Raw genomic sequence first — 20,694 nt, forward strand, 5'->3', positions numbered from 1 at the left:
CATGGCGAGTGAAGAGGAACTGGTCGACTACCTCAAGCGGGTCGCCGCCGAACTGCACGACACCCGGCAGCGTCTGCGTGAGGTGGAGGACCGTCGGCAGGAGCCGGTGGCCGTCGTCGGCATGGCCTGCCGTTTTCCCGGCGGCATCGAGACCCCCGAAGGCCTGTGGGACCTGGTCGCCGCCGGTGACGACGCCATCGAGCCCTTCCCCACCGACCGCGGCTGGGACCTGGAAGGCATCTACCACCCGGACCCCGACCACCCGGGAACCTGCTACGTCCGCGAGGGCGGCTTCCTCAGCGCCGCCGACCGGTTCGACTCCGACTTCTTCGGCTTCAGCCCGCGCGAGGCCCTGGCCAGCAGTCCGCAACTGCGCCTGCTCCTGGAGACGTCCTGGGAGGCCCTCGAACGCGCGGGCATCGACCCCGCCTCGCTCAAGGGCAGCCCCACCGGTGTCTACGTCGGCGCCGCGACCACCGGTAACCAGACCCAGGGTGACGCGGGCGGCAAGGCGACGGAGGGGTACGCGGGCACCGCGCCCAGCGTCCTGTCGGGCCGGGTTTCGTTCACGCTCGGCCTGGAGGGCCCGGCGGTGACCGTCGAGACCGCGTGCTCGTCCTCGCTGGTGGCGATGCACCTGGCGGCCAACGCCCTGCGCCAGGGCGAGTGCGAGCTCGCCCTGGCGGGCGGCGTCACCATCATGTCCACGCCCGAGGTGTTCACCGGCTTCTCGCGCCAGCGCGGCCTGGCCCCCAACGGCCGCTGCAAGCCGTTCGCCGCGGCGGCCGACGGCACGGGCTGGGGAGAAGGCGCAGGCCTGATCCTCCTCGAGCGCCTCTCCGACGCCCGACGCAACGGCCACAACATCCTTGCCGTGATCCGTGGTTCCGCCATCAACCAGGACGGCGCAAGCAACGGCTTCACCGCGCCCAACGGCCCCTCGCAGCGCCGCGTCATCCGCCAGGCACTCGCCGGCGCCCACCTCTCCACGTCCGAGATCGACGTGGTCGAGGCGCACGGCACCGGCACGAAGCTCGGCGACCCCATCGAGGCCGAGGCGCTCATCGCCACGTACGGCAAGGAGCGTGCGGACGACCGCCCGCTGTGGCTCGGCTCGGTCAAATCGAACATCGGTCACACGCAGGCAGCGGCGGGCGTCGCGGGCGTCATCAAAATGGTGATGGCGCTGCAACGCGAGCTGCTGCCCGCCACCCTGAACGTCGACGAGCCGACCCCGCACGTCCAGTGGGACGGCGGAGGCGTACGTCTCCTCACCGAGCCGGTCCCGTGGTCGCGCGGCGAACGCCCACGCCGGGCCGGAGTCTCCTCCTTCGGCATCTCGGGCACGAACGCCCACGTGATCCTGGAAGAAGCACCTGAAGACACGCCCAAGGAAGCCGACGCGGCGAGGCCTGAAGCGGCGCCGGGTGCGGTGGTGCCCGGTGCGGTGGTGCCGGGTGCGGTGGTGCCGGGTGCGGTGGTGCCGTGGGTGGTCTCCGGGCGGTCCGAGGACGCGTTGCGGGAGCAGGCGCGGCGGTTGGGCGCGTTCGTGGCGGGCGACACGGAGGCGCTGCCCACGGAGGTCGGCTGGTCGCTGGCCACGGGGCGCACGGCCCTCGAGCACCGGGCTGTGGTGGTGGGTTCCGACCGCGCTGCCCTGACCGACGGACTTGAGGCACTGGCCGCGGGCGAGGCTTCCGCGGATGTGGTGTCCGGGGTCGTGGCGGGTGATGTGGGGCCGGGGCCGGTGTTGGTGTTTCCGGGGCAGGGGTCGCAGTGGGTGGGCATGGGTTCCCAACTGCTGGATGAGTCGCCGGTGTTCGCGGCGCGGATTGCTGAGTGTGAGCGGGCGCTGTCGGCGTATGTGGACTGGTCGTTGCGTGAGGTGTTGCGCGGGGACGGGGCCGAGCTGGCTCGGGTTGAGGTCGTGCAGCCGGTGTTGTGGGCCGTGATGGTCTCGCTAGCCGCGGTGTGGGCGGATCAGGGAATCACCCCGGCTGCCGTGATCGGGCACTCGCAGGGCGAGATGGCTGCCGCCTGTGTCGCGGGGGCGTTGTCGCTGGAGGATGCGGCGCGGATCGTGGCGGTACGCAGCGACGCGCTCCGCCAGCTTCAGGGGCACGGCGACATGGCCTCCCTGGGCACCAGTGCCGAACAGGCCGCCGAGCTCATCGGGGACGACCGGCCCGGCGTCAGCATCGCCGCCGTCAACGGGCCTTCCTCGACCGTGATTTCGGGTCCGCCGGAGGATGTGGCGGCCGTCGTCGCTGACGCGGAGAAGGCCGGGCTGCGTGCCCGGGTCATCGACGTCGGCTACGCCTCCCACAACCCCCAGATCGACCAGCTCCACGACCTGCTCACCGAACGCCTGGCCGACATCCGGCCTGTGTCGACCGACGTGGCCTTCTACTCGACGGTCACCGCCGAACGCCTTACGGACACCACCGCCCTGGACACCGCCTACTGGGTCACCAACCTCCGCCAGCCGGTCCGCTTCGCCGACACCATCGACGCGCTACTGGCCGACGGCTACCGCCTGTTCATCGAGGCGAGCGCGCACCCCGTGCTGAGTCTCGGCATGGAGGAGACCATCGAGCAGGCGGACGTCTCCGCCACGGTGATCCCCACCCTGCGCCGAGACCACGGCGACGCCGCCCAGCTCACCCGCGCCGCCGCCCAGGCCTTCGCAGCGGGCGCGGAGGTCGACTGGCGGCGCTGGTTCCCGACGGACCCCACCCCTCGTACCGTCGACCTCCCCACCTACGCCTTCCAACGCCGCAGCTACTGGCTGCCGGTGGACGGCGTCGGGGACGTGCGTTCCGCGGGGCTGCGGCGGCTGGAGCACACGCTGTTGCCCGCCGCGCTCGGTCTGGCCGACGGTGCGCTCGTACTGACGGGTCGGCTGTCGGCCTCCGGTGGCGGCGACTGGCTCGCCGACCATGCGGTGGCGGGTACGACGCTCGTGCCGGGCGCCGCACTGGTCGAGTGGGCGCTGCAGGCCGCCGACGAGGCAGGCTGCCCCACGCTCGAGGAACTGACGCTCCAGGCGCCCTTGGTGCTGCCCGGAACCGGCGGCCTCCAGGTCCAAGTGGTCGTGGGTGCGGCCGACGAGCAGGGCGGCCGACGCGAGGTGCGTGTCTTCTCGCGCAGCGAATCCGAGGCCGCGTCCGAGTCCGACCAGGGGCTGGGCCGGGACGAGGACTGGTTGTGCCATGCGACCGGTGTGCTGAGCCCCGAGACCGGCGACGTACCCGACGGGCTGGGCGGGCAGTGGCCGCCGACGGGCGCCGAGCCGGTACAGATCGGCGATCTCTACGAGCGGGCCGCGTCGGCAGGGTACGAATACGGTCCGTCGTTCCAGGGCCTGCGTGCCGTGTGGCGGCAGGGTCAGGACCTGTTCGCCGAGGTGGAGCTGCCGGAGCAGGCGGGAGCCGAGGACGGTTTCGGGATCCACCCCGTACTGCTGGACGCCGCGCTCCACCCGGCACTGCTCCTCGACGGGGAGGGAGGGGGCGACGCCTCCGCCGGAGAGGCCGGAACAGGCCTCCGCCTCCCGTTCGCATGGAACGGAGTGTCCCTGTGGGCCACGGGGGCGGCCACCGTCCGAGTGCGGCTGGCCCCGTACGAGGGCGAGGGCGGCGGTGCGCTGCGCGTGACGGTCGCCGATGCCACGGGTGCGCCCGTGCTCAGCGTCGACTCCCTGGCCATGCGCCCCGCCGACCCCGAACTGCTGCGCTCGGCCGGTCGGACGGGTGGCGTCACCCCCAACTTGTTCACCGTGGAGTGGACGACCGTGCCTCTGGCGTCGGCCGTGGGAGAGAGCGGCGACGACTGGGTGGTGCTCGGTGACGAGGCACCTGGCTGGGCAGCTCCGAACACCCTCCGCTACCGGGACATGGCAGCCCTGTTGGCCGCCCTGGACGAGCTGGGTGAGGGGGAGACGGCCGCCAAGACCGTCATGGTCGAGCCCATCGCTCCTACCTCCGACTCCGGCTCCGACTCTGGCTCCGGGACGGTCGACGCGCGTGGTCGGGCCCTCGCCGAGCGCGTCTTGGACCTGCTGCGGGAATGGCTCGCCGAACCGCGTCTCGCCGAGACCCGGCTCGTACTGCTCACTCATGGCGCGGTGGCGGTACCGGCGGACGCCGAGGAAAGCCCGACCACCGCCACCTCGGCCATCGACGTACCCGCGGCCGCCCTGTGGGGTCTGATACGCGCCGCGCAGGCCGAACACCCGGACCGATTCGTCCTGTTGGACATAGCGGACGAGGATGAGGGCGAGGACGAGGGCGCGCACGCGGACCCCGCCGCCGTCGCCGGTGCCCTGGCGACCGGCGAGCCCCAACTGGCCATCCGCGGGGGAGTGGCGCTTGCCCCCCGCCTGGCCCGCGCCGCCGCCACCGAAAAGAACGACTCCGTGCCCGCGTCCACGTCCGGCGCGCCGGAGACCGCGACCCTCACCCCCGACGGCACCGTCCTCATCGCGGGCGGCACCGGCATGATGGGCGGCCTCGTCGCCGAACACCTGGTCAGCGCCTGGTCTGCGCGGCACCTCCTGCTCGTCAGCCGACAAGGCCCCGACGCACCAGGCGCCCGCGAACTCGCCGACCGGCTCACCGGCCTCGGCGCCGCAGTCCGTGTCGTCGCGGCCGACCTGACGGACGCGGCAGCCGCGGCAGAGCTGGTCGCGTCGGTCGACCCGGCGCACCCGTTGACGGGTGTGATCCATGCCGCCGGTGTCCTGGACGACGCCGTGGTCACCGCGCAGACCGCCGACCAACTGGCCAGGGTGTGGGCCGCCAAGGCCTCCGTCGCCGCCAACCTGGACGCCGCGACCGCGGACCTTCCGCTGGATCTGTTCATCATGTTCTCCTCTGCGGCCGGTGTCCTCGGCAACGCGGGCCAGGCGGGCTACGCGGCCGCCAACGCCTTCGTGGACGCTCTGGTCGCCCGCCGCCGCGCGGCAGGCCTGCCCGGCCTGTCGATCGCCTGGGGTCTGTGGGCGCGCGGCAGCGCCATGACCCGCCACCTGGACGACGCCGACCTGGCGCGCCTGCGCGCAGGCGGCGTGAAGCCGCTGCTGGACGACCAGGGCCTCGCCCTCCTCGACGCGGCGCGCACCGCCGCGTCCCACACGCCGCTCGTGGTCGCGGCGGGCATCGACGTGGGCGGACTGTCGGCGGACGACGTACCGGCGATCCTGCGGAACCTCACGGGCCGGACCCGCCGGAAGGCGGCGGCCGACGCCGCCGTGGACAAGGGCGCGCTGGAGCGGCGCCTCGCGGGTCTGGACGAGGCGGAGCGCCGGGCCGTCGTCACCGATGTCGTACGCGAGTGCGTGGCGGCGGTGCTCGGCCACCGCTCGCTGTCCGACGTACGCACCGAGGCCAACTTCAAGGACCTGGGCTTCGACTCGCTCACGGCGGTCCAGCTGCGCAACCGCCTCTCGGCGGCCAGCGGCCTCCGCCTGCCCGCCACCCTGGCCTTCGACCACCCCACCCCCCAGGCGCTCGCGGCCTACCTCGGCACCCGCCTGGGCGGCGCGGCCACCACACCGGCCGTGCCCGTCGCGCTCCCTGCCGCCACGACGGACGACCCGGTGGCGATCGTCGCCATGGCCTGCAAGTACCCGGGCGGAGTGGCGTCGCCCGAAGGACTGTGGGACCTGGTCGCGGCAGGCGTGGACACGGTCGGCGAGTTCCCGACCGGCCGCGGCTGGGACCTCGACCGCCTCTTCCACCCCGACCCGGACCACCCCGGCACCAGCTACGCCGACGAGGGAGCCTTCCTCCCGGACGCGGGTGATTTCGACGCGGCGTTCTTCGGCATCAATCCGCGTGAGGCGTTGGCGATGGACCCGCAGCAGCGGTTGCTGCTTGAGGCGTCGTGGGAGGTGTTCGAGCGTGCGGGCATCGACCCGACCACGCTCAAGGGCAGCCTGACCGGCACCTACGTCGGCGTCATGTACCACGATTACGCCGCAGGCCTGGCCCAGGACGCCCAGCTGGAGGGCTACTCCATGCTGGCCGGTTCCGGCAGCGTCGTCTCCGGCCGGGTGTCCTACACCCTGGGCCTGGAGGGCCCGGCGGTGACGGTCGACACGGCGTGTTCGTCGTCGCTGGTCTCCCTCCACCTGGCCGCCCAGGCGCTGCGCCAGGGCGAGTGCAACCTCGCTCTCGCGGGCGGCGTGACGGTCATGGCGACCCCTGAGGTCTTCACCGGCTTCTCGCGCCAGCGCGGTCTGGCCCCCGACGGCCGCTGCAAGCCGTTCGCCGCGGCGGCCGACGGCACGGGCTGGGGCGAAGGTGTGGGCGTGCTCCTGTTGGAGCGGTTGTCTGATGCGCGTCGCCATGGTCATGAGGTTCTGGCGGTGGTGCGGGGTTCGGCGGTCAATCAGGACGGGGCGAGCAATGGTCTGACGGCGCCGAATGGTCCGTCGCAGGAGCGGGTGATCCGGCAGGCGCTGGCGAGCGGTCGACTGAAGTCGGCTGATGTTGATGTGGTGGAGGGACACGGCACCGGCACGACGCTGGGTGACCCCATCGAGGCGCAGGCGCTGCTGGCGACGTACGGCCAGGATCGCGCCGAGGGCCGTCCGCTGTTGCTGGGTTCGGTGAAGTCGAACATTGGTCATACGCAGGCGGCTGCTGGTGTTGCGGGTGTCATCAAGATGGTGATGGCGATGCGGCGTGGTGTGGTTCCGGCGAGTTTGCATGTGGATGAGCCGTCGCCGCATGTGGATTGGGCGGCGGGTGCGGTTCAGCTGGCGGCGCGGTCGGTGCCGTGGCCGGAGGCGGGTGTGGAGGGGCGTCCGCGTCGGGCGGGCATCTCGTCCTTCGGTGCGTCGGGCACAAATGCGCACGTGATCGTCGAGCACGTTCCTGAGCCTGCGGGTGTGGTGTCGGAGGCGGAGGTCAGCCCGGAGGGTGCGGGTGTGCTGGTGCCGTGGGTGGTGTCTGCGCGGAGTCCGCAGGCGCTGCGTGATCAGGCACGGCGTCTGCGGGACGCGGTGGCGGGTGACGAGGCTGTGTCGGTGCCTGACGTGGGCTGGTCGCTGCTGCGCTCGCGCTCAGTGTTCGAGCAGCGCGCAGTGGTGGCTGGACACGAGCGAGCCGAACTGCTGGAGGGCCTCGATGCGTTGGTCGCGGGTGAGGCGCATCCGACCTTGACGGAGTCCCGCGAGGGCGCGGTGGCCGTGGGCGGGGATGTGGTCTGGCTGTTCAGTGGTCAGGGCAGTCAGGTGGTGGGGATGGGGGCCGGGTTGTATGAGCGGTTCCCTGTGTTTGCTGAAGCCTTTGATGAGGTGTGTGGGCTGCTGGATGTGGAGTTGGGGGGATCGGTCCGGGAGATTGTGTTTCGGGGTTCGCGGGAGCGGTTGGATCACACGATGTGGGCGCAGGCGGGGTTGTTTGCGCTGCAGGTGAGTCTGGCCAGGCTGTGGGAGTCGGTGGGTGTGCGGCCGGGTGTGGTGGTCGGGCATTCGATCGGCGAGATCGCGGCCGCGCATTTAGCGGGTGTCTTCAGTCTGGAAGATGCGTGCCGGGTGGTGGGGGCGCGGGCCCGTCTGATGGGTGCGCTGCCCGAGGGCGGGGCGATGTGTGCCGTGCAGGCCACGCCCGGAGAGCTGGCGGCGGGCCTGGAGGGTTCGGGTGTGAGTGTCGCGGCGGTCAACACCCCCGATTCCACGGTCATTTCGGGCCCTGTGGATGGGGTGGAGAAGGTCGCCGCGCTCTGGCGCGGGCAGGGTCGTAAGACGAAGGCGCTGTCGGTCAGTCATGCCTTCCACTCCGTGTTGATGGAGCCGATGCTGACGGAGTTCACCGAGGCGATACGCGGGGTGGAGTTCGCGGCGCCGAGGGTCCCGTTGATCAGCAATGTCTCGGGTGTGGAGGCGGGGGAGGAGATTGCCGCCCCGGAGTACTGGGCGCAGCACGTGCGGCAGGCTGTCCTCTTCCAGCCCGCCATCGCCGAAGTAGCCCACCGGGCGGGCGTGTTCGTGGAGCTTGGTCCGGCTCCGGTGCTGATCACAGCCGCCCAGCACACCCTGGACGACATCACCGATCCTCAGGGCCCCGAGCCGGTCCTGGTTTCCTCGCTCGCTGGTGAACGCCCCGACGAGCAGGCGTTCGTGGGCGCGATGGCCCGTCTTCACACCGCCGGTGTGGACGTGGACTGGTCGGTGTTGTTCTCGGCTGACCCGCCGCCCCGCACCGTCGGCCTGCCCACCTACCCCTTCCAGCGGGAGCGGTTCTGGCTCACGAGCCGTGTCGGGGGTGGGGATGCGGCGGGTCTGGGTCTGGTGGCTGCGGGGCATCCGTTGCTTGGTGCGGCGGTGGAGTTTGCGGACCGGGGTGGGTGTCTGCTGACGGGGCGGTTGTCGCGCTCGGGGGCTTCGTGGCTGGCTGATCACGAGGTGGCCGGGGCGGTGTTGGTGCCGGGTGCTGCGTTGGTGGAGTGGGCGCTGCGGGCCGGTGATGAGGTTGGTTGTGGGGTGGTGGAGGAGTTGATGTTGCAGGCGCCTGTGCTGGTGCCTGAGGCATCGGGTCTGCGGGTGCAAGTCGTGGTCGATGAGGCCGCTGATGACGGGCGGCGTGGCATCCAGGTCTACAGCCGTCCCGACGCCGATTCGGATGGCGTGGGCGGGGACGACCCGTGGGTCTGCCACGCAACCGGCGTACTCGCCCCGGAACCCGAGCCTGAGACGGACGGCGGGCTGGTCGGTACGTGGCCCGGAGCGGGCTCCGTGCCGGTGGACCTGGAGGGCTTCTACGAGCGCGTGGCCGACGCGGGCTATGCGTACGGCCCCGCCTTCCAAGGGCTGCAGGCAGTGTGGCGGCACGGTCAGGATCTGCTGGCCGAAGTCGTACTCCCCGAGGCCGCCGGCGCGCACGACGGCTACGGCATCCACCCCGCCCTCCTCGACGCCACCCTCCACCCGGCCCTGCTGCTCGACTGGTCCGAGCAGCAGCCGCAGGACGACGGCAAGGTCTGGCTACCGTTCACCTGGAACCAGGTCTCCCTGTGGGCCGCGGGAGCGGGCACCGTACGCGTGCGGCTGTCGCCCGGCGAGCACGACGAGACCGAGCGGGAAGTACGGGTACTTGTCACCGACGCCACCGGGGCGAACGTCCTGAGCGTGGGATCGGTGACGTTGCGCCCCGCCGACATCGGGCAGCTGCAGTCCGCGCAGGCGCAGGCGCAGGACGAGGGCCTGTTCGTCGTGGACTGGACACCGCTTCCGGCTCCGCAGGCAGACGTGTCCGACGGCGGCGGCTGGGTCACGCTCTCGGATGGCGTCGGGCTGGCCGACGTGGCGTCGGAGTCGGCTGATGAGGTGCCGTGGGCGGTGCTGGCGCCCCTCGAATCTTCCGTGGGTGACGGTCTGGCGGCCGCGGATCGGGTGCTGGCGTTGGTGCAGGAGTTCCTGGCCGTGCCGGAGCTGGTCGAGTCCCGTCTCGTCGTGGTGACGCGGGGGGCGGTGGTTACGCAGGTTAATGACGGTGACGTGGACGCGTCCTCGGCTGCCGTGTGGGGCCTGGTTCGGAGCGCGCAGTCGGAGAACCCGGGCCGCTTCGTCCTGCTCGACACGGATATAGCCATCGACGCGCTGCCGCAGCCCCTCCTGCGCCAAGCCGTCGAAGATCTCGACGAGCCCCAACTCGCCCTGCGCGAGGGCGTACTGCTGATCCCGCGATTGGTCCGCGCAACGGGTGGCGCCCTCATCGCCGCGCCCGCAGAACGCGCCTGGCGGCTGGACAAGGGAGCCGCCGAGACGCTGGAGAGCGTCGCGCCGGTCGCCTACCCCGAGGTGCTGGAGTCCCTGGCACCGGGTCAGGTGCGGCTCGGTATCCACGCCGCTGGCATCAACTTCCGCGACGTCCTGGTCAGCCTCGGCATGGTGCCTGGCCAGATCGGCCTGGGCGGCGAGGGTGCCGGTGTCGTGACGGAGGTCGGCCCCGACGTCACGCACCTGTCGGTCGGCGATCGCGTGATGGGCGTACTCCATGGTTCCTTCGGCCCGACGGCTGTGGCGGACACACGGATGGTCGCGCCGGTCCCGCAGGGCTGGGACATGCGCCAGGCGGCCGCCATGCCAGTCGCGTACCTGACGGCTTGGTACGGGTTGGTCGAGCTCGCCGGGTTGAAGGCGGGCGAACGGGTCCTGATCCATGCCGCTACGGGTGGTGTGGGGATGGCTGCGGTGCAGATCGCCCGGCATGTGGGTGCGGAGGTGTTCGCCACCGCGAGTCCGGCCAAGCACGCCGTGCTGGAGGAGATGGGCATCGACGCCGCCCACCGCGCCTCCTCCCGGGACCTCGACTTCGAGGACGCGTTCCGCCGGGCCACAGGCGGCCGTGGCGTGGACGTCGTACTCAACAGCCTCACCGGCGAGTTCATCGATGCCTCCCTGCGGTTGCTGGGGGAGGGCGGCCGGTTCCTGGAGATGGGCAAGACCGACCTCAGGACTCCCGACGGTGTGGCCGCGGAGTACCCGGGCGTCACGTACACCGTGTACGACCTGGTCACCGACGCCGGACCGGACCGCATCGACGTCATGATGCGAGAGCTGGGCGAGAAGTTCGCGTCAGGGGCGCTCGCCCCCCTGCCCGTACGCTCCTGGCCGCTGGACAGGGCACGCGAGGCGTTCCGGTTCATGAGCCAGGCGAAGCACACCGGCAAGCTCGTGCTCGACGTACCGGCACCGCTCGACCCCGACGGCACCGTCCTCATCACCGGTGGCACGGGTGCGCTGGGGCAGGTCGTGGCCGAGCACCTGGTGCGGGAGTGGGGGGTACGCCATCTGCTGCTCGCCAGCCGCCGTGGCCCCGACGCCCCCGGGAGCCGCGAACTGGCCGCACGCCTGGCCGAGTTGGGTGCCGAGGTCGGCGTCGTCGCGGCCGATGTCGGCGATCCGGCTTCGGTGGCGGAGCTGGTCGGCAAGACGGACCCCTCCCATCCGCTCACCGGTGTCGTGCATGCGGCGGGTGTGCTGGAGGACGCAGTGGTGACGGCGCAGACGCCGGAGGGTCTGGCGCGGGTGTGGGCGGCGAAGGCTGCTGCCGCGGCGAACCTGCACGAGGCGACGCGCGGGATGCGGCTGGGACTGTTCGTCGTCTTCTCCAGCGCGGCCGCGACGCTTGGCAGCCCCGGGCAGGCCAACTACGCAGCAGCCAACGCCTATTGCGACGCGCTGATGCAGCACCGCCGGGCGCAGGGTCAGGCAGGCCTCTCGGTCGGATGGGGCCTGTGGGAAGCCTCCAACGACACGGGAGCAAGCAAGGGAGACAGCTTCACAGAGTCCAAGACGGGCGGCGAGACCGGCACCGACACAGGCGGCATGACAGGCGGCCTCAGCACCACCGACGTGGCCCGCATGGCACGTATCGGCGTCAAGGGCATGAGCAACGCCCACGGCCTCGCCCTGCTCGACGCCGCGCACCGCCACGGCCGCCCCCACCTGGTCGCCGCCGACCTCAACCCCCGCGTCCTGGCGAGCAAACCAGCCACGGCCCTCCCCGCCCTCCTCCGCGCTTTCGCCGGGGGCCGGGGATCCGCACGGCCGACCGCCGCGACGGCGGCCCGGCAGAACATCGACTGGGCGGGGAAGCTTTCCGCGCTCACCGCCGAAGAACAGCACCGCACCCTGCTCGACCTGGTGCGGACGCACGCGGCGGCCGTCCTCGGGCACGCCGGGACCGACGCGGTGCGCGCCGACGCCCCCTTCCAGGACCTCGGCTTCGACTCCCTCACCGCGGTCGAACTGCGCAACAGGCTGTCCGCCGCCACCGGCCTGCGCCTGCCCGCCACGTTCATCTTCCGGCACCCCACCCCCTCGGCCATCGCCGAAGAGCTGCGTACCCAGCTGTGCCCCGCGGGGGCGGACCCGTCGGCGCCGCTCTTCGGCGAGCTGGACAAGCTGGAGACGGTGATCGTGGGGCACGCGCACGACGAGGACACGCGCGGCCGTCTCGTGGCGCGCCTGCAGAGCCTGCTGTGGCGTCTGGACGACACAGGAAGCGCGACGGGTGCGACAGGCGCGACGGGCGACACCGGTGGGGACGCCGTCGAGAGCGACGACCACGACCTCGAATCCGCTTCGGACGACGAGCTCTTCGAGCTGATCGACCGTGAACTGCCCTCTTGACCAGGAGTGGACTTGACCAGGAGTGGAGAAGACATGCCGGGTGCGAAGGACAATCCGGGTACGGAGGACAAGCTCCGCCACTACCTGAAGCGCGTGACGGCGGATCTCGGGCAGACCCGGCAGCGCCTGCGTGACGTCGAGGAGCGGCAGCGGGAGCCGATCGCCATCGTCTCGATGGCCTGCCGGTACCCGGGCGGCGTGGCCTCACCGGAACAGCTGTGGGACCTGGTGGCCTCGCAGGGCGACGCCATCGAGGAGTTCCCCACCGACCGCGGCTGGGACGTGGGCAACCTCTACCACCCGGACCCGGACCACCCGGGCACGACCTACGTACGGGAAGCCGGATTCCTCCGGGACGCCGCGCGCTTCGACGCCGACTTCTTCGGCGTCAATCCGCGCGAGGCGCTCGCCGCGGACCCGCAGCAGCGCGTACTGCTCGAAGTCTCCTGGGAGCTCTTCGAACGGGCGGGCATCGATCCCGCCACGCTCAGGGACACGCTCACCGGCGTGTACGCGGGCGTGTCCAGCCAGGACCACATGTCCGGCGGGCGGGTGCCGCCGGAGGTCGAGGGTTATGCGACGACAGGCACCCTCTCCAGCGTCATCTCCGGCCGCATCGCCTACACCTTCGGCCTGGAGGGTCCGGCCGTGACGCTGGACACGGCGTGCTCGGCGTCGCTGGTGGCGATCCACCTGGCCTGCCAGGCGCTGCGCCAGGGTGACTGCGGCCTGGCCCTGGCGGGCGGCGTGACCGTACTGTCCACGCCCACGGCGTTCGTGGAGTTCTCCCGCCAGCGGGGGCTGGCCCCGGACGGCCGCTGCAAGCCGTTCGCCGAGGCCGCCGACGGCACGGGATTCTCCGAGGGCGTCGGCCTGATCCTCCTGGAGCGCCTCTCCGACGCCCGCCGCAACGGGCACCAGGTCCTCGGTGTCGTACGCGGATCCGCCGTCAACCAGGACGGCGCGAGCAACGGTCTCACCGCCCCCAACGACGTCGCCCAGGAACGGGTGATCCGCCAGGCCCTCACCAACGCCCGCGTCACCCCGGACGCCGTCGACGCCGTGGAGGCGCACGGCACCGGCACCACCCTCGGCGACCCCATCGAGGGCCACGCGCTCCTCGCGACGTACGGGAAGGACCGCCCGGCGGACCGGCCGCTGTGGCTCGGCTCGGTGAAGTCGAACATCGGTCACACGCAGGCCGCGGCGGGCGTCGCGGGCGTCATCAAAATGGTGATGTCGATGCGCCACGGAGAGCTGCCCGCCTCCCTGCACATCGACCGGCCCACGCCCCACGTGGACTGGGAGGGCGGGGGCGTGCAGCTCCTCACCGCCCCCGTGCCGTGGCCCCGGACCGACCGCCCCCGCCGGGCGGGTGTCTCCTCCTTCGGTATCAGCGGCACCAACGCCCACCTGATCGTGGAGCAGGCCCCCGCGCCGTCCGCCGCTGAAGTTTCTGAGCCCCGGCAGGATCTCGTGGTGCCGTGGGTGGTCTCGGCCCGCAGCCGAGAAGCGCTGCGGGCGCAGGCTCGCGGTCTGGCTCTGGCTCTCGCTTCCGACGGACCGACCCCGGAAGGCGACCGGCCAGGTACTGCGGTGGATGTCGGCTGGTCGCTGCTGAGTACGCGTGCGCTGCATGAGCGCCGGGCCGTGGTCGTGGGCGCGGAGCAGGCCGATCTGGTGGCCGGTCTTGAGGCGCTGGCGGCGGAGGAGCCGCATCCGACACTGGTGGGCCCGCCTCCGGTGCCGGTCGGTGCCGGGAAGGATGTGGTCTGGCTGTTCAGTGGGCAGGGCAGTCAGGTGGTGGGGATGGGGGCTGGTTTGTATGAGCGGTTCCCTGTGTTTGCTGAAGCCTTTGATGAGGTGTGTGGGCTGCTGGATGTGGAGTTGGGGGGATCGGTCCGGGAGGTTGTGTTTCGGGGTTCGCGGGAGCGGTTGGATCACACGATGTGGGCGCAGGCGGGGTTGTTTGCGCTGCAGGTGAGTCTGGCGCGGCTGTGGGAGTCGGTGGGTGTGCGGCCGGGTGTGGTGGTCGGGCATTCGATCGGTGAGATCGCGGCGGCGTATGTGGCGGGCGTCTTCAGTCTGGAAGATGCGTGTCGGGTGGTGGGGGCGCGGGCCCGTTTGATGGGTGCGCTGCCCGAGGGCGGGGCGATGTGTGCGGTGCAGGCCACGCCCGGAGAGCTGGCGGCGGGCCTGGAGGGTTCGGGTGTGAGTGTCGCGGCGGTCAACACCCCCGATTCCACGGTCATTTCGGGCCCTGCGGATGAGGTGGAGAAGGTCGCCGCGCTCTGGCGGGAGCAGGGGCGTAAGACGAAGGCTCTCTCGGTCAGTCATGCCTTCCATTCGGTGTTGATGGAGCCGATGCTGGCGGACTTCACCGAGGCGATACGCGGGGTGGAGTTCGCGGCGCCGAGGGTCCCGTTGATCAGCAATGTCTCGGGCGTGGAGGCGGGGGAGGAGATCGCCGCTCCGGAGTACTGGGCGAAGCACGTGCGGCAGGCCATCCTCTTCCAGCCCGCCATCGCCGAAGTCGCCCACCGGGCAGCCGTGTTCGTGGAGCTGGGCCCATCCCCCGTCCTGGCCACCGCCGCCCAGCACACCCTCGATGCTGTCGCCGACCCGACAGGCGGGTTCGAGCCCCTCGTCACCGCCTCCCTGCACTCGGGCCTGCCGGACGACGTTGCCTTCGCTCAGGCCATGGCCCGCCTGCACACGGCCGGAATCACGGTGAACTGGTCCGGCTTCTTCCCGGCCGACCAGCCGCCCCGCACCGTCGAGTTGCCCACGTACCCCTTCCAGGGGCGGCGGTTCTGGCTGTCCGACGTCGTGGCGCCCGCGGGCCCGTCTCCGGCGGACGGTGAGGAAGCCGGGTTCTGGGCGGCTGTCGAAGGCGCGGACGTCCAGGCCCTCTGCGACACCCTGCACCTGAAGGAAGACGAGCACAGGACCGCCCTGGAGACGGTGTTCCCGGCGCTGTCCGCGTGGCGGCGCGAGCGGCGCGACCGGTCGACCGTCGATGCCTGGCGGTACCGCGTCGACTGGCGGCGCGCCGACCTCCCGGCACCGGTGCCGGGTACCGGGGCCTGGTTGGTCCTGGCCCCCGAGGGCGGGGCAGCGGCCTGGTCACGTACGTGCGTGGGGGCGTTGGAGGGCACGGGTGTGCCGGTGCGTCTCGTCGAGATCGGGTCGGGATCCGGCCGTGCGGAGCTGGCGGACGTGATCCGCTCGTGGCGGTCGACGTGCTCGGACGACGACACACCGCTCGGCGGAGTGCTCTCCCTGTTGGCGCTCGGCGACGGGACAGATCCCGGTACCGGCGCCCGAAGCGGACCCACCAGCACCTCGACCACCTCGACCACTTTGACCCTGCTGCACGGCCTCCTCGACGCCGAAGTCGAGGTGCCCCTCTGGTGTGCCACCCGGGGCGCGGTGTCGTGCGGCGACACCGATCCGGTCGTCTCGCCGGAACAGGCCCCCGTCTGGGGAATCGGCCGCGTGGCGGCCCTGGAGCACCCGGAGCTGTGGGGCGGTCTGGTGGACCTTCCCGCGGACCCGGCCGCGCTCGACCCGGCCGCGCTGTACGCGGTGCTGTGCGGGGACAGCGGCGAGGGCGAGGTGGCGCTGCGCCGCGGCGGGATCCTCGGCCGTCGTCTCGTGCCCGAGGCGCCGGTCGGCGACGAGACCGTCGGAAGCTGGCGGCCGGAGGGCGCCGTCCTGGTCACGGGCGGCGTCGGCCGACTGACGGAACAGGTCGTGCGGTGGCTCGCCGCGTCCGGTGCCGAATATGTCGTACTCCTGGACACGGCCCCCGAGGCCGACCGTGGAAGCCGTCAGGACGGCGAGCTCCATGCCGAACTTGCTGCGCAAGGAGCTCAGTTGACCGTGTTGGCCGCCCCGTACGGCGGCAGTCGAAGCCCAAGCCGCGCACTCGCCGACCTGACCGACGTACAGATCCGAACCGTCATCCACACCTCCCTGCCGGGCGAGCTCGCGCCCCTCACCGAGGTCACGCCCGACGCGCTCGACGCGGCCACGGCCGCGGCCATGGAGCTGGGCGACCTGACCACTACGGGGCCCGGGCGCGAGTCTGGGCCCGGGTCCGTGGAAACCGTGCTGTTCTTCTCCTCCGTCGCGGCCACGCTCGGCAGCAGGGAGCACGGCGCGTACGCCGCCGCCAACGCCTACCTCGACGCGCTGGCGCAGCGGCACGGCGCCGATGGCCCCCGGACGGTCTCCGTGGGGTGGGGCATCTGGGATCTGGAGCTGCCGGACGACGGCGACCCGGCGCGCAGCGCCGCCGGGCTGTCCCGGCGCCAGGGGCTGCCGCCGCTGGAACCCCAGCTGGCGCTCGGCGCGCTGCACGGCGCGCTCGACGGCGGCCGGGGGCACACCCTGGTCGCCGACATCGAATGGGAGCGGTTCGCGCCGCTGTTCACCCTGGCCCGCCCGACCCGCCTGCTCGAAGAGGTGCCCGCGGCCCGGCGGATCCTCGACGCCTCCTCGGAGAGCGCCGAGAGTGCCGAGAACGCGTCGGCCCTGCGCCGTGAGCTGGCCGCGCTGCCCGTACGGGAGCGGACCGGGAAGCTGCTCGACGTGGTCCGCGAACAGGTCGCCGGTGTCCTGCGGTACGAGCCGGGGCAGGAGGTGGAGCCGGAGAAGGCCTTCAAGGACCTGGGTTTCGACTCCCTCGTCGTGGTGGAGCTGCGCAACCGGCTGCGCGCCGCCACGGGGCTCCGGCTGCCCGCCACGCTGGTCTACGACTACCCGACGCCCCGAGCTCTCGCCGAACACCTGCTGGACAGGGTCCTGCCAGACGGCGGCGCGGGCGAGCTTCCGGTGGCCGGGCATCTGGACGACCTGGAGCAGGCCCTCGCCGGACTCGCGGTGGACGACCCCCGCCGAAAGGGCCTGATCCGGCGGCTGCAGACCTTGCTGTGGAAGCAACCGGAGACCGCGGCGGGGGCGGGGCCCGCCGACGAGGACGGGCAGGGCGAGACGGAGGAGGACCTGTCGACGGCGAGCGCCGACGACATGTTCGCGCTGATCGACCGCGAGTGGGGCACGCAGTGACGCGCGCCGCCCGGCACGGAGCGGTCGACCTGGTGGAACGGGCCGAGGAACTGGCGGCCCTGCAGAGCGCGTACGAGGACGCGGCCGATACCCGCGGCAGCCTGGTGGTGCTCGGCGGCGCGGTGGGCACCGGCAAGACCGCGCTGCTGCGGGCGTGGACGGAGCGTGTCGCGCCCGACGCGCCGGTGCTGACCGCCACCGCCTGCCGCGCCGAGCGCGACCTGCCGCTGGGTGTCCTGGAGCAACTGGTGCGGGGCTGTCCGGAACTGCCCGCTGAGACTGTTGAACGTACGCTGGCGTGGTGTGACGAAGCGGCAGCCTCCGCGCTCGTGACGGCTCCGGCCGCGACGGCTCCGCCCATGACGGCCCCGCCCGTTCCGTCCTCGCCCGCGCTGCGCGGGCTGTGCGAGGCGCTGCGTGGCCTGGTCGCCGAGCGGCCCGTCCTGATCGCCGTCGACGACGCCCACCACGCCGACGAGGCTTCACTGCAGTGTCTGCTGTACATCGTGCGCAGGCTGCGCTCGCCGCGGCTCCATGTGCTGTTCACCGAGTACGTCCATCAGAAGGCGGGCAACGCCCTGCTCGGCAGCGAGTTCCTGCACGAGCCCGCGCTGCGGCGGATCGGGCTTGAGCCGCTGTCGAAGGCCGGGGTGGCGGCCGTGCTGGCGCGGCACCTCGACGAGGAGACGGCCCAGGACCTCACGCCCGTCGTCCACGGCATGAGCGCGGGCCACCCGCTCCTCGTACGGGCACTGGCCGACGACCACCGGTCGACGGGCCGCGCGGGCGAGGCGTTCGGGCGGGCGGCGCTCAGCTTCCTCTACCGGCACGAGGCGCCGGTGACCGAAGTCGCCCGTGCGGTTGCCGTGTTGGGGGAGCAGGCCGCCCCGGCCCTGGTCGGTCGGCTCCTCGACGTGGACGCGGCCTCCGTGGCCCGCGCCGTGCACCAGTTGACCGTCGCGGAGGTGCTGCACGAGGGCCGCCTGTGCCATCCGGCGTTCGGAGCGGCGGTCCTGGACGGGATGCCGACGGAGGAGCGTCGCGCGCTGCACGGGCGGGTGGCGGCCCTCCTGCACGAGGAGGGCGCCCCGGCCGACGAGGTCGCCGCCCACCTCGTCGCCGCCGATCGGTCGGACACGCCTTGGGCGGTGCCCGTGTTCGAGGAGGCGGCTCGACTCGCCCTGGAGGACGACCAGGTGGAGACGGGTGTGGGGTATCTGCGTGCCGCGTACCGGCGGTGCGAGGGGCATGCGCAGCGGAACGCGATCGTGGGCGCGCTCGCCGACGCGGAGTGGCGCCTGGACCCCGCGAAGGTCCTGCGCCACCTCCCCGACCCGGCCTCAGTACAAGTCTCCACCCCGGCCCCCACCCTCGATACCCTCACCTCCCCCCTCCCCACCCACCTCCTCTGGCACGGCCGGGTCGACGAAGGCCTGGACGCGATCAGCGCACTCACCGGACCGGGCCCGGCGGGCGCGCCGTCCATGAACGCCGCGGACCTCGACACCCCGTGGCTCTGGGGCGCCTACCTCTACCCCGGCCACGTAAAGGAGCGTCTGGGATCCGGCGTCCTGTCCGCGCAACGCTCGGCCCCGCCCGCCGTCACCCCCGAACTGCAGGGCGCGGGCACCTTGATGAACGACCTCCTGCACGGCGGCGAACGTGACGCGACAGAACCGATAGAACCGATAGAACCGATAGAACCGACAGGACTGACAGAACCGACACAGCCGACTGAGCAGACCGACGCCGCCGAACCGATCGAGGCAGCCGAACGCGCCCTGAACCGCTACCGGCTCGGCCCCCGCACCCTCGCCGTCCAGACCGCCGCCCTCGCCACCCTCACCTACCGCGACCGGCCGCACCGGGCAGCGGCCTGGTGCGACGGGCTCATCGCCCAGGCCAACGAACGCAACAGCCCCACCTGGCAGGCGTGGTTCACCGCGTGGCGTGCCCTCATCCACCTGCGCCAGGGCGACCCGGCCGCGGCGGAGCGGCGCGCCGGAACCGCGCTCGACCTGCTGGGCCCGAAGGGCTGGGGCGCCGCGATCGGCCTGCCGCTCGCAGCCGCCGTACAGGCGAAGGCGGCCCTCGGAGACGTCGACGGCGCGGCGGCCCTCCTCGAACGGCCCGTCCCCCAGGCGGTGTTCCAGACCCGTACCGGACTGCACTACCTGGCGGCGCGGGGCCGCTACCACCTGGCCACTGGCTGCCACTACGCCGCCCTGTGCGACTTCTACGCCTGCGGTACGCGGATGAGCAGCTGGGGCGTCGACCTGCCCGCACTGGAATCGTGGCGGCTCGGAGCCGCCGAGGCGTACCTGGCCCTCGGCGAATCCCTCCTGGCCCGCCAACTCGTCGACGACCAGATGACGTTGCCCGCGCCCGCCGACGGCCGCACCTGGGGCATGACGCTGCGCCTGCGGGCGGCCACTTCTCCCGTCCTCGGCCGGGCCGAGCTGCTCGACGAGGCCGTGGCGGTGCTCGGCGGCGCCGGTGACGCCTTCGAGCTGGCCCGGGCCGTGGCCGAGCAGAGTGCGGCCGCACGGGCGGAGGGCGAGACGGAACGCGCGCGGCTGCTCGCCCGCAAGGCCCAGCTCCTGGCCCGGCGCTGGGGCAGCGTGCCCCCGTCCGCGACCACCCCGGCGTCAGCGCAACGCCCGGGGCACCCCGAACCGGACGCCGAGCCCGACGCCGAACTGACCGGAGCGGAACGCCGCGTGGCCGAGCTGGCCGCCGACGGGTTCACCAACCGGGAGATCTCCCGGCAGCTGTACGTCACGGTCAGTACCGTCGAACAGCATCTGACCAGGATCTACCGGAAGCTCGACGTCAAGCGGCTGGATCTGCAGGCGGTACTGGGATGACCGACGGGTCACCCGTCTTCTTCCTTGCCCGGTACGCGGCGGCCTTGATCTTGTTGCCGCAGGACTCCATGCCGCACCACTGGCGCCGCATGCCGCGGGAGCGGTCGATGTAGACCCGTGTGCACTCGGGGTTGCCGCACTCCTTGAGCAACGGGACGTCCGGGCCGCCGAGCAGTTCGACGGCCTGGCGGGCCACGGTCGCCAGGGCCTGTTCGGGGGTCGCCTCGTTGTGCCGCCCGGCCAAGGAGAGCTGAGGCGTCACGGGGGTCCGGCGGGCGGCGGCGTTGAGCACGGCGAGCGCCTCGGGGTCGAAGCCCTCGCCGAGGCGGCGGTCGGTGAGGAGCCGGTACACCGCCTCGCGTACGGTCGTCGCCGCCCGCACGTCACTCTCCTCGCCGGGCGTGATCGCGTCCACGAGCCCGGACTCCAGGTACCAGGCATTGAGCCGGTCCGGCGTCACGAACATCTCGAACCGGGCGGAGCGTCGCGCGCGGAGCGTGGCCGCGAAGTCGAGGGCCGGGTGTCCGCAGACGAAGACGTGGTCGAGGTTCACGTCACCATCCTGACAGGTGACCTTCGCGAGCCGCAACGAAGGTCACCGCCGCGCCG

At 72.3% G+C, this 20,694-nt stretch carries 4 protein-coding genes; 3 read left to right on the top strand and 1 reads right to left on the bottom strand.

Translation table 11 applies throughout. From position 1 onward, the window contains the following. Position 1 precedes the first annotated feature (1 nt). Genes ABZV77_RS23135 through ABZV77_RS23145 form a run of 3 tightly spaced genes read left to right on the top strand, consistent with a single transcriptional unit; the run spans position 2 to position 20,085 of the window. The gene (locus ABZV77_RS23135; RefSeq protein WP_356259850.1) at positions 2 to 12,145 is read left to right on the top strand and encodes an SDR family NAD(P)-dependent oxidoreductase; all 12,144 of its coding nucleotides are present in this window, start codon (positions 2 to 4) and stop codon (positions 12,143 to 12,145) included. Positions 12,146 to 12,178: 33 nt separating this feature from the next. Further along, the gene (locus tag ABZV77_RS23140) at positions 12,179 to 17,218 is read left to right on the top strand and encodes a type I polyketide synthase (RefSeq protein ID WP_356259853.1); all 5,040 of its coding nucleotides are present in this window, start codon (positions 12,179 to 12,181) and stop codon (positions 17,216 to 17,218) included. Beyond that, the gene (locus ABZV77_RS23145; RefSeq protein ID WP_356259856.1) at positions 17,215 to 20,085 is read left to right on the top strand and encodes an AAA family ATPase; all 2,871 of its coding nucleotides are present in this window, start codon (positions 17,215 to 17,217) and stop codon (positions 20,083 to 20,085) included. Before ABZV77_RS23140 ends, ABZV77_RS23145 begins: the two co-directional genes overlap by 4 nt. On the opposite strand, the gene ABZV77_RS23150 is transcribed toward ABZV77_RS23145, so the two are convergent. Next, positions 20,051 to 20,638 (bottom strand): CGNR zinc finger domain-containing protein, encoded by a 588-nt coding sequence (locus tag ABZV77_RS23150; RefSeq protein ID WP_356259859.1) that lies wholly within the window; start codon positions 20,636 to 20,638, stop codon positions 20,051 to 20,053. The genes ABZV77_RS23145 and ABZV77_RS23150 overlap by 35 nt on opposite strands. Positions 20,639 to 20,694 lie beyond the last annotated feature (56 nt).

It is taken from the genome of Streptomyces sp. NPDC004732, from assembly GCF_040609235.1.
Lineage (GTDB): Bacteria > Actinomycetota > Actinomycetes > Streptomycetales > Streptomycetaceae > Streptomyces.

Excerpts from the sequence above, each read along its gene's own strand:
- ABZV77_RS23135 (WP_356259850.1), top strand. The coding sequence starts at position 2 with ATGGCGAGTGAAGAGGAACTGGTCGACTACCTCAAGCGGGTCGCCGCC.
- ABZV77_RS23140 (WP_356259853.1), top strand. The coding sequence starts at position 12,179 with ATGCCGGGTGCGAAGGACAATCCGGGTACGGAGGACAAGCTCCGCCAC.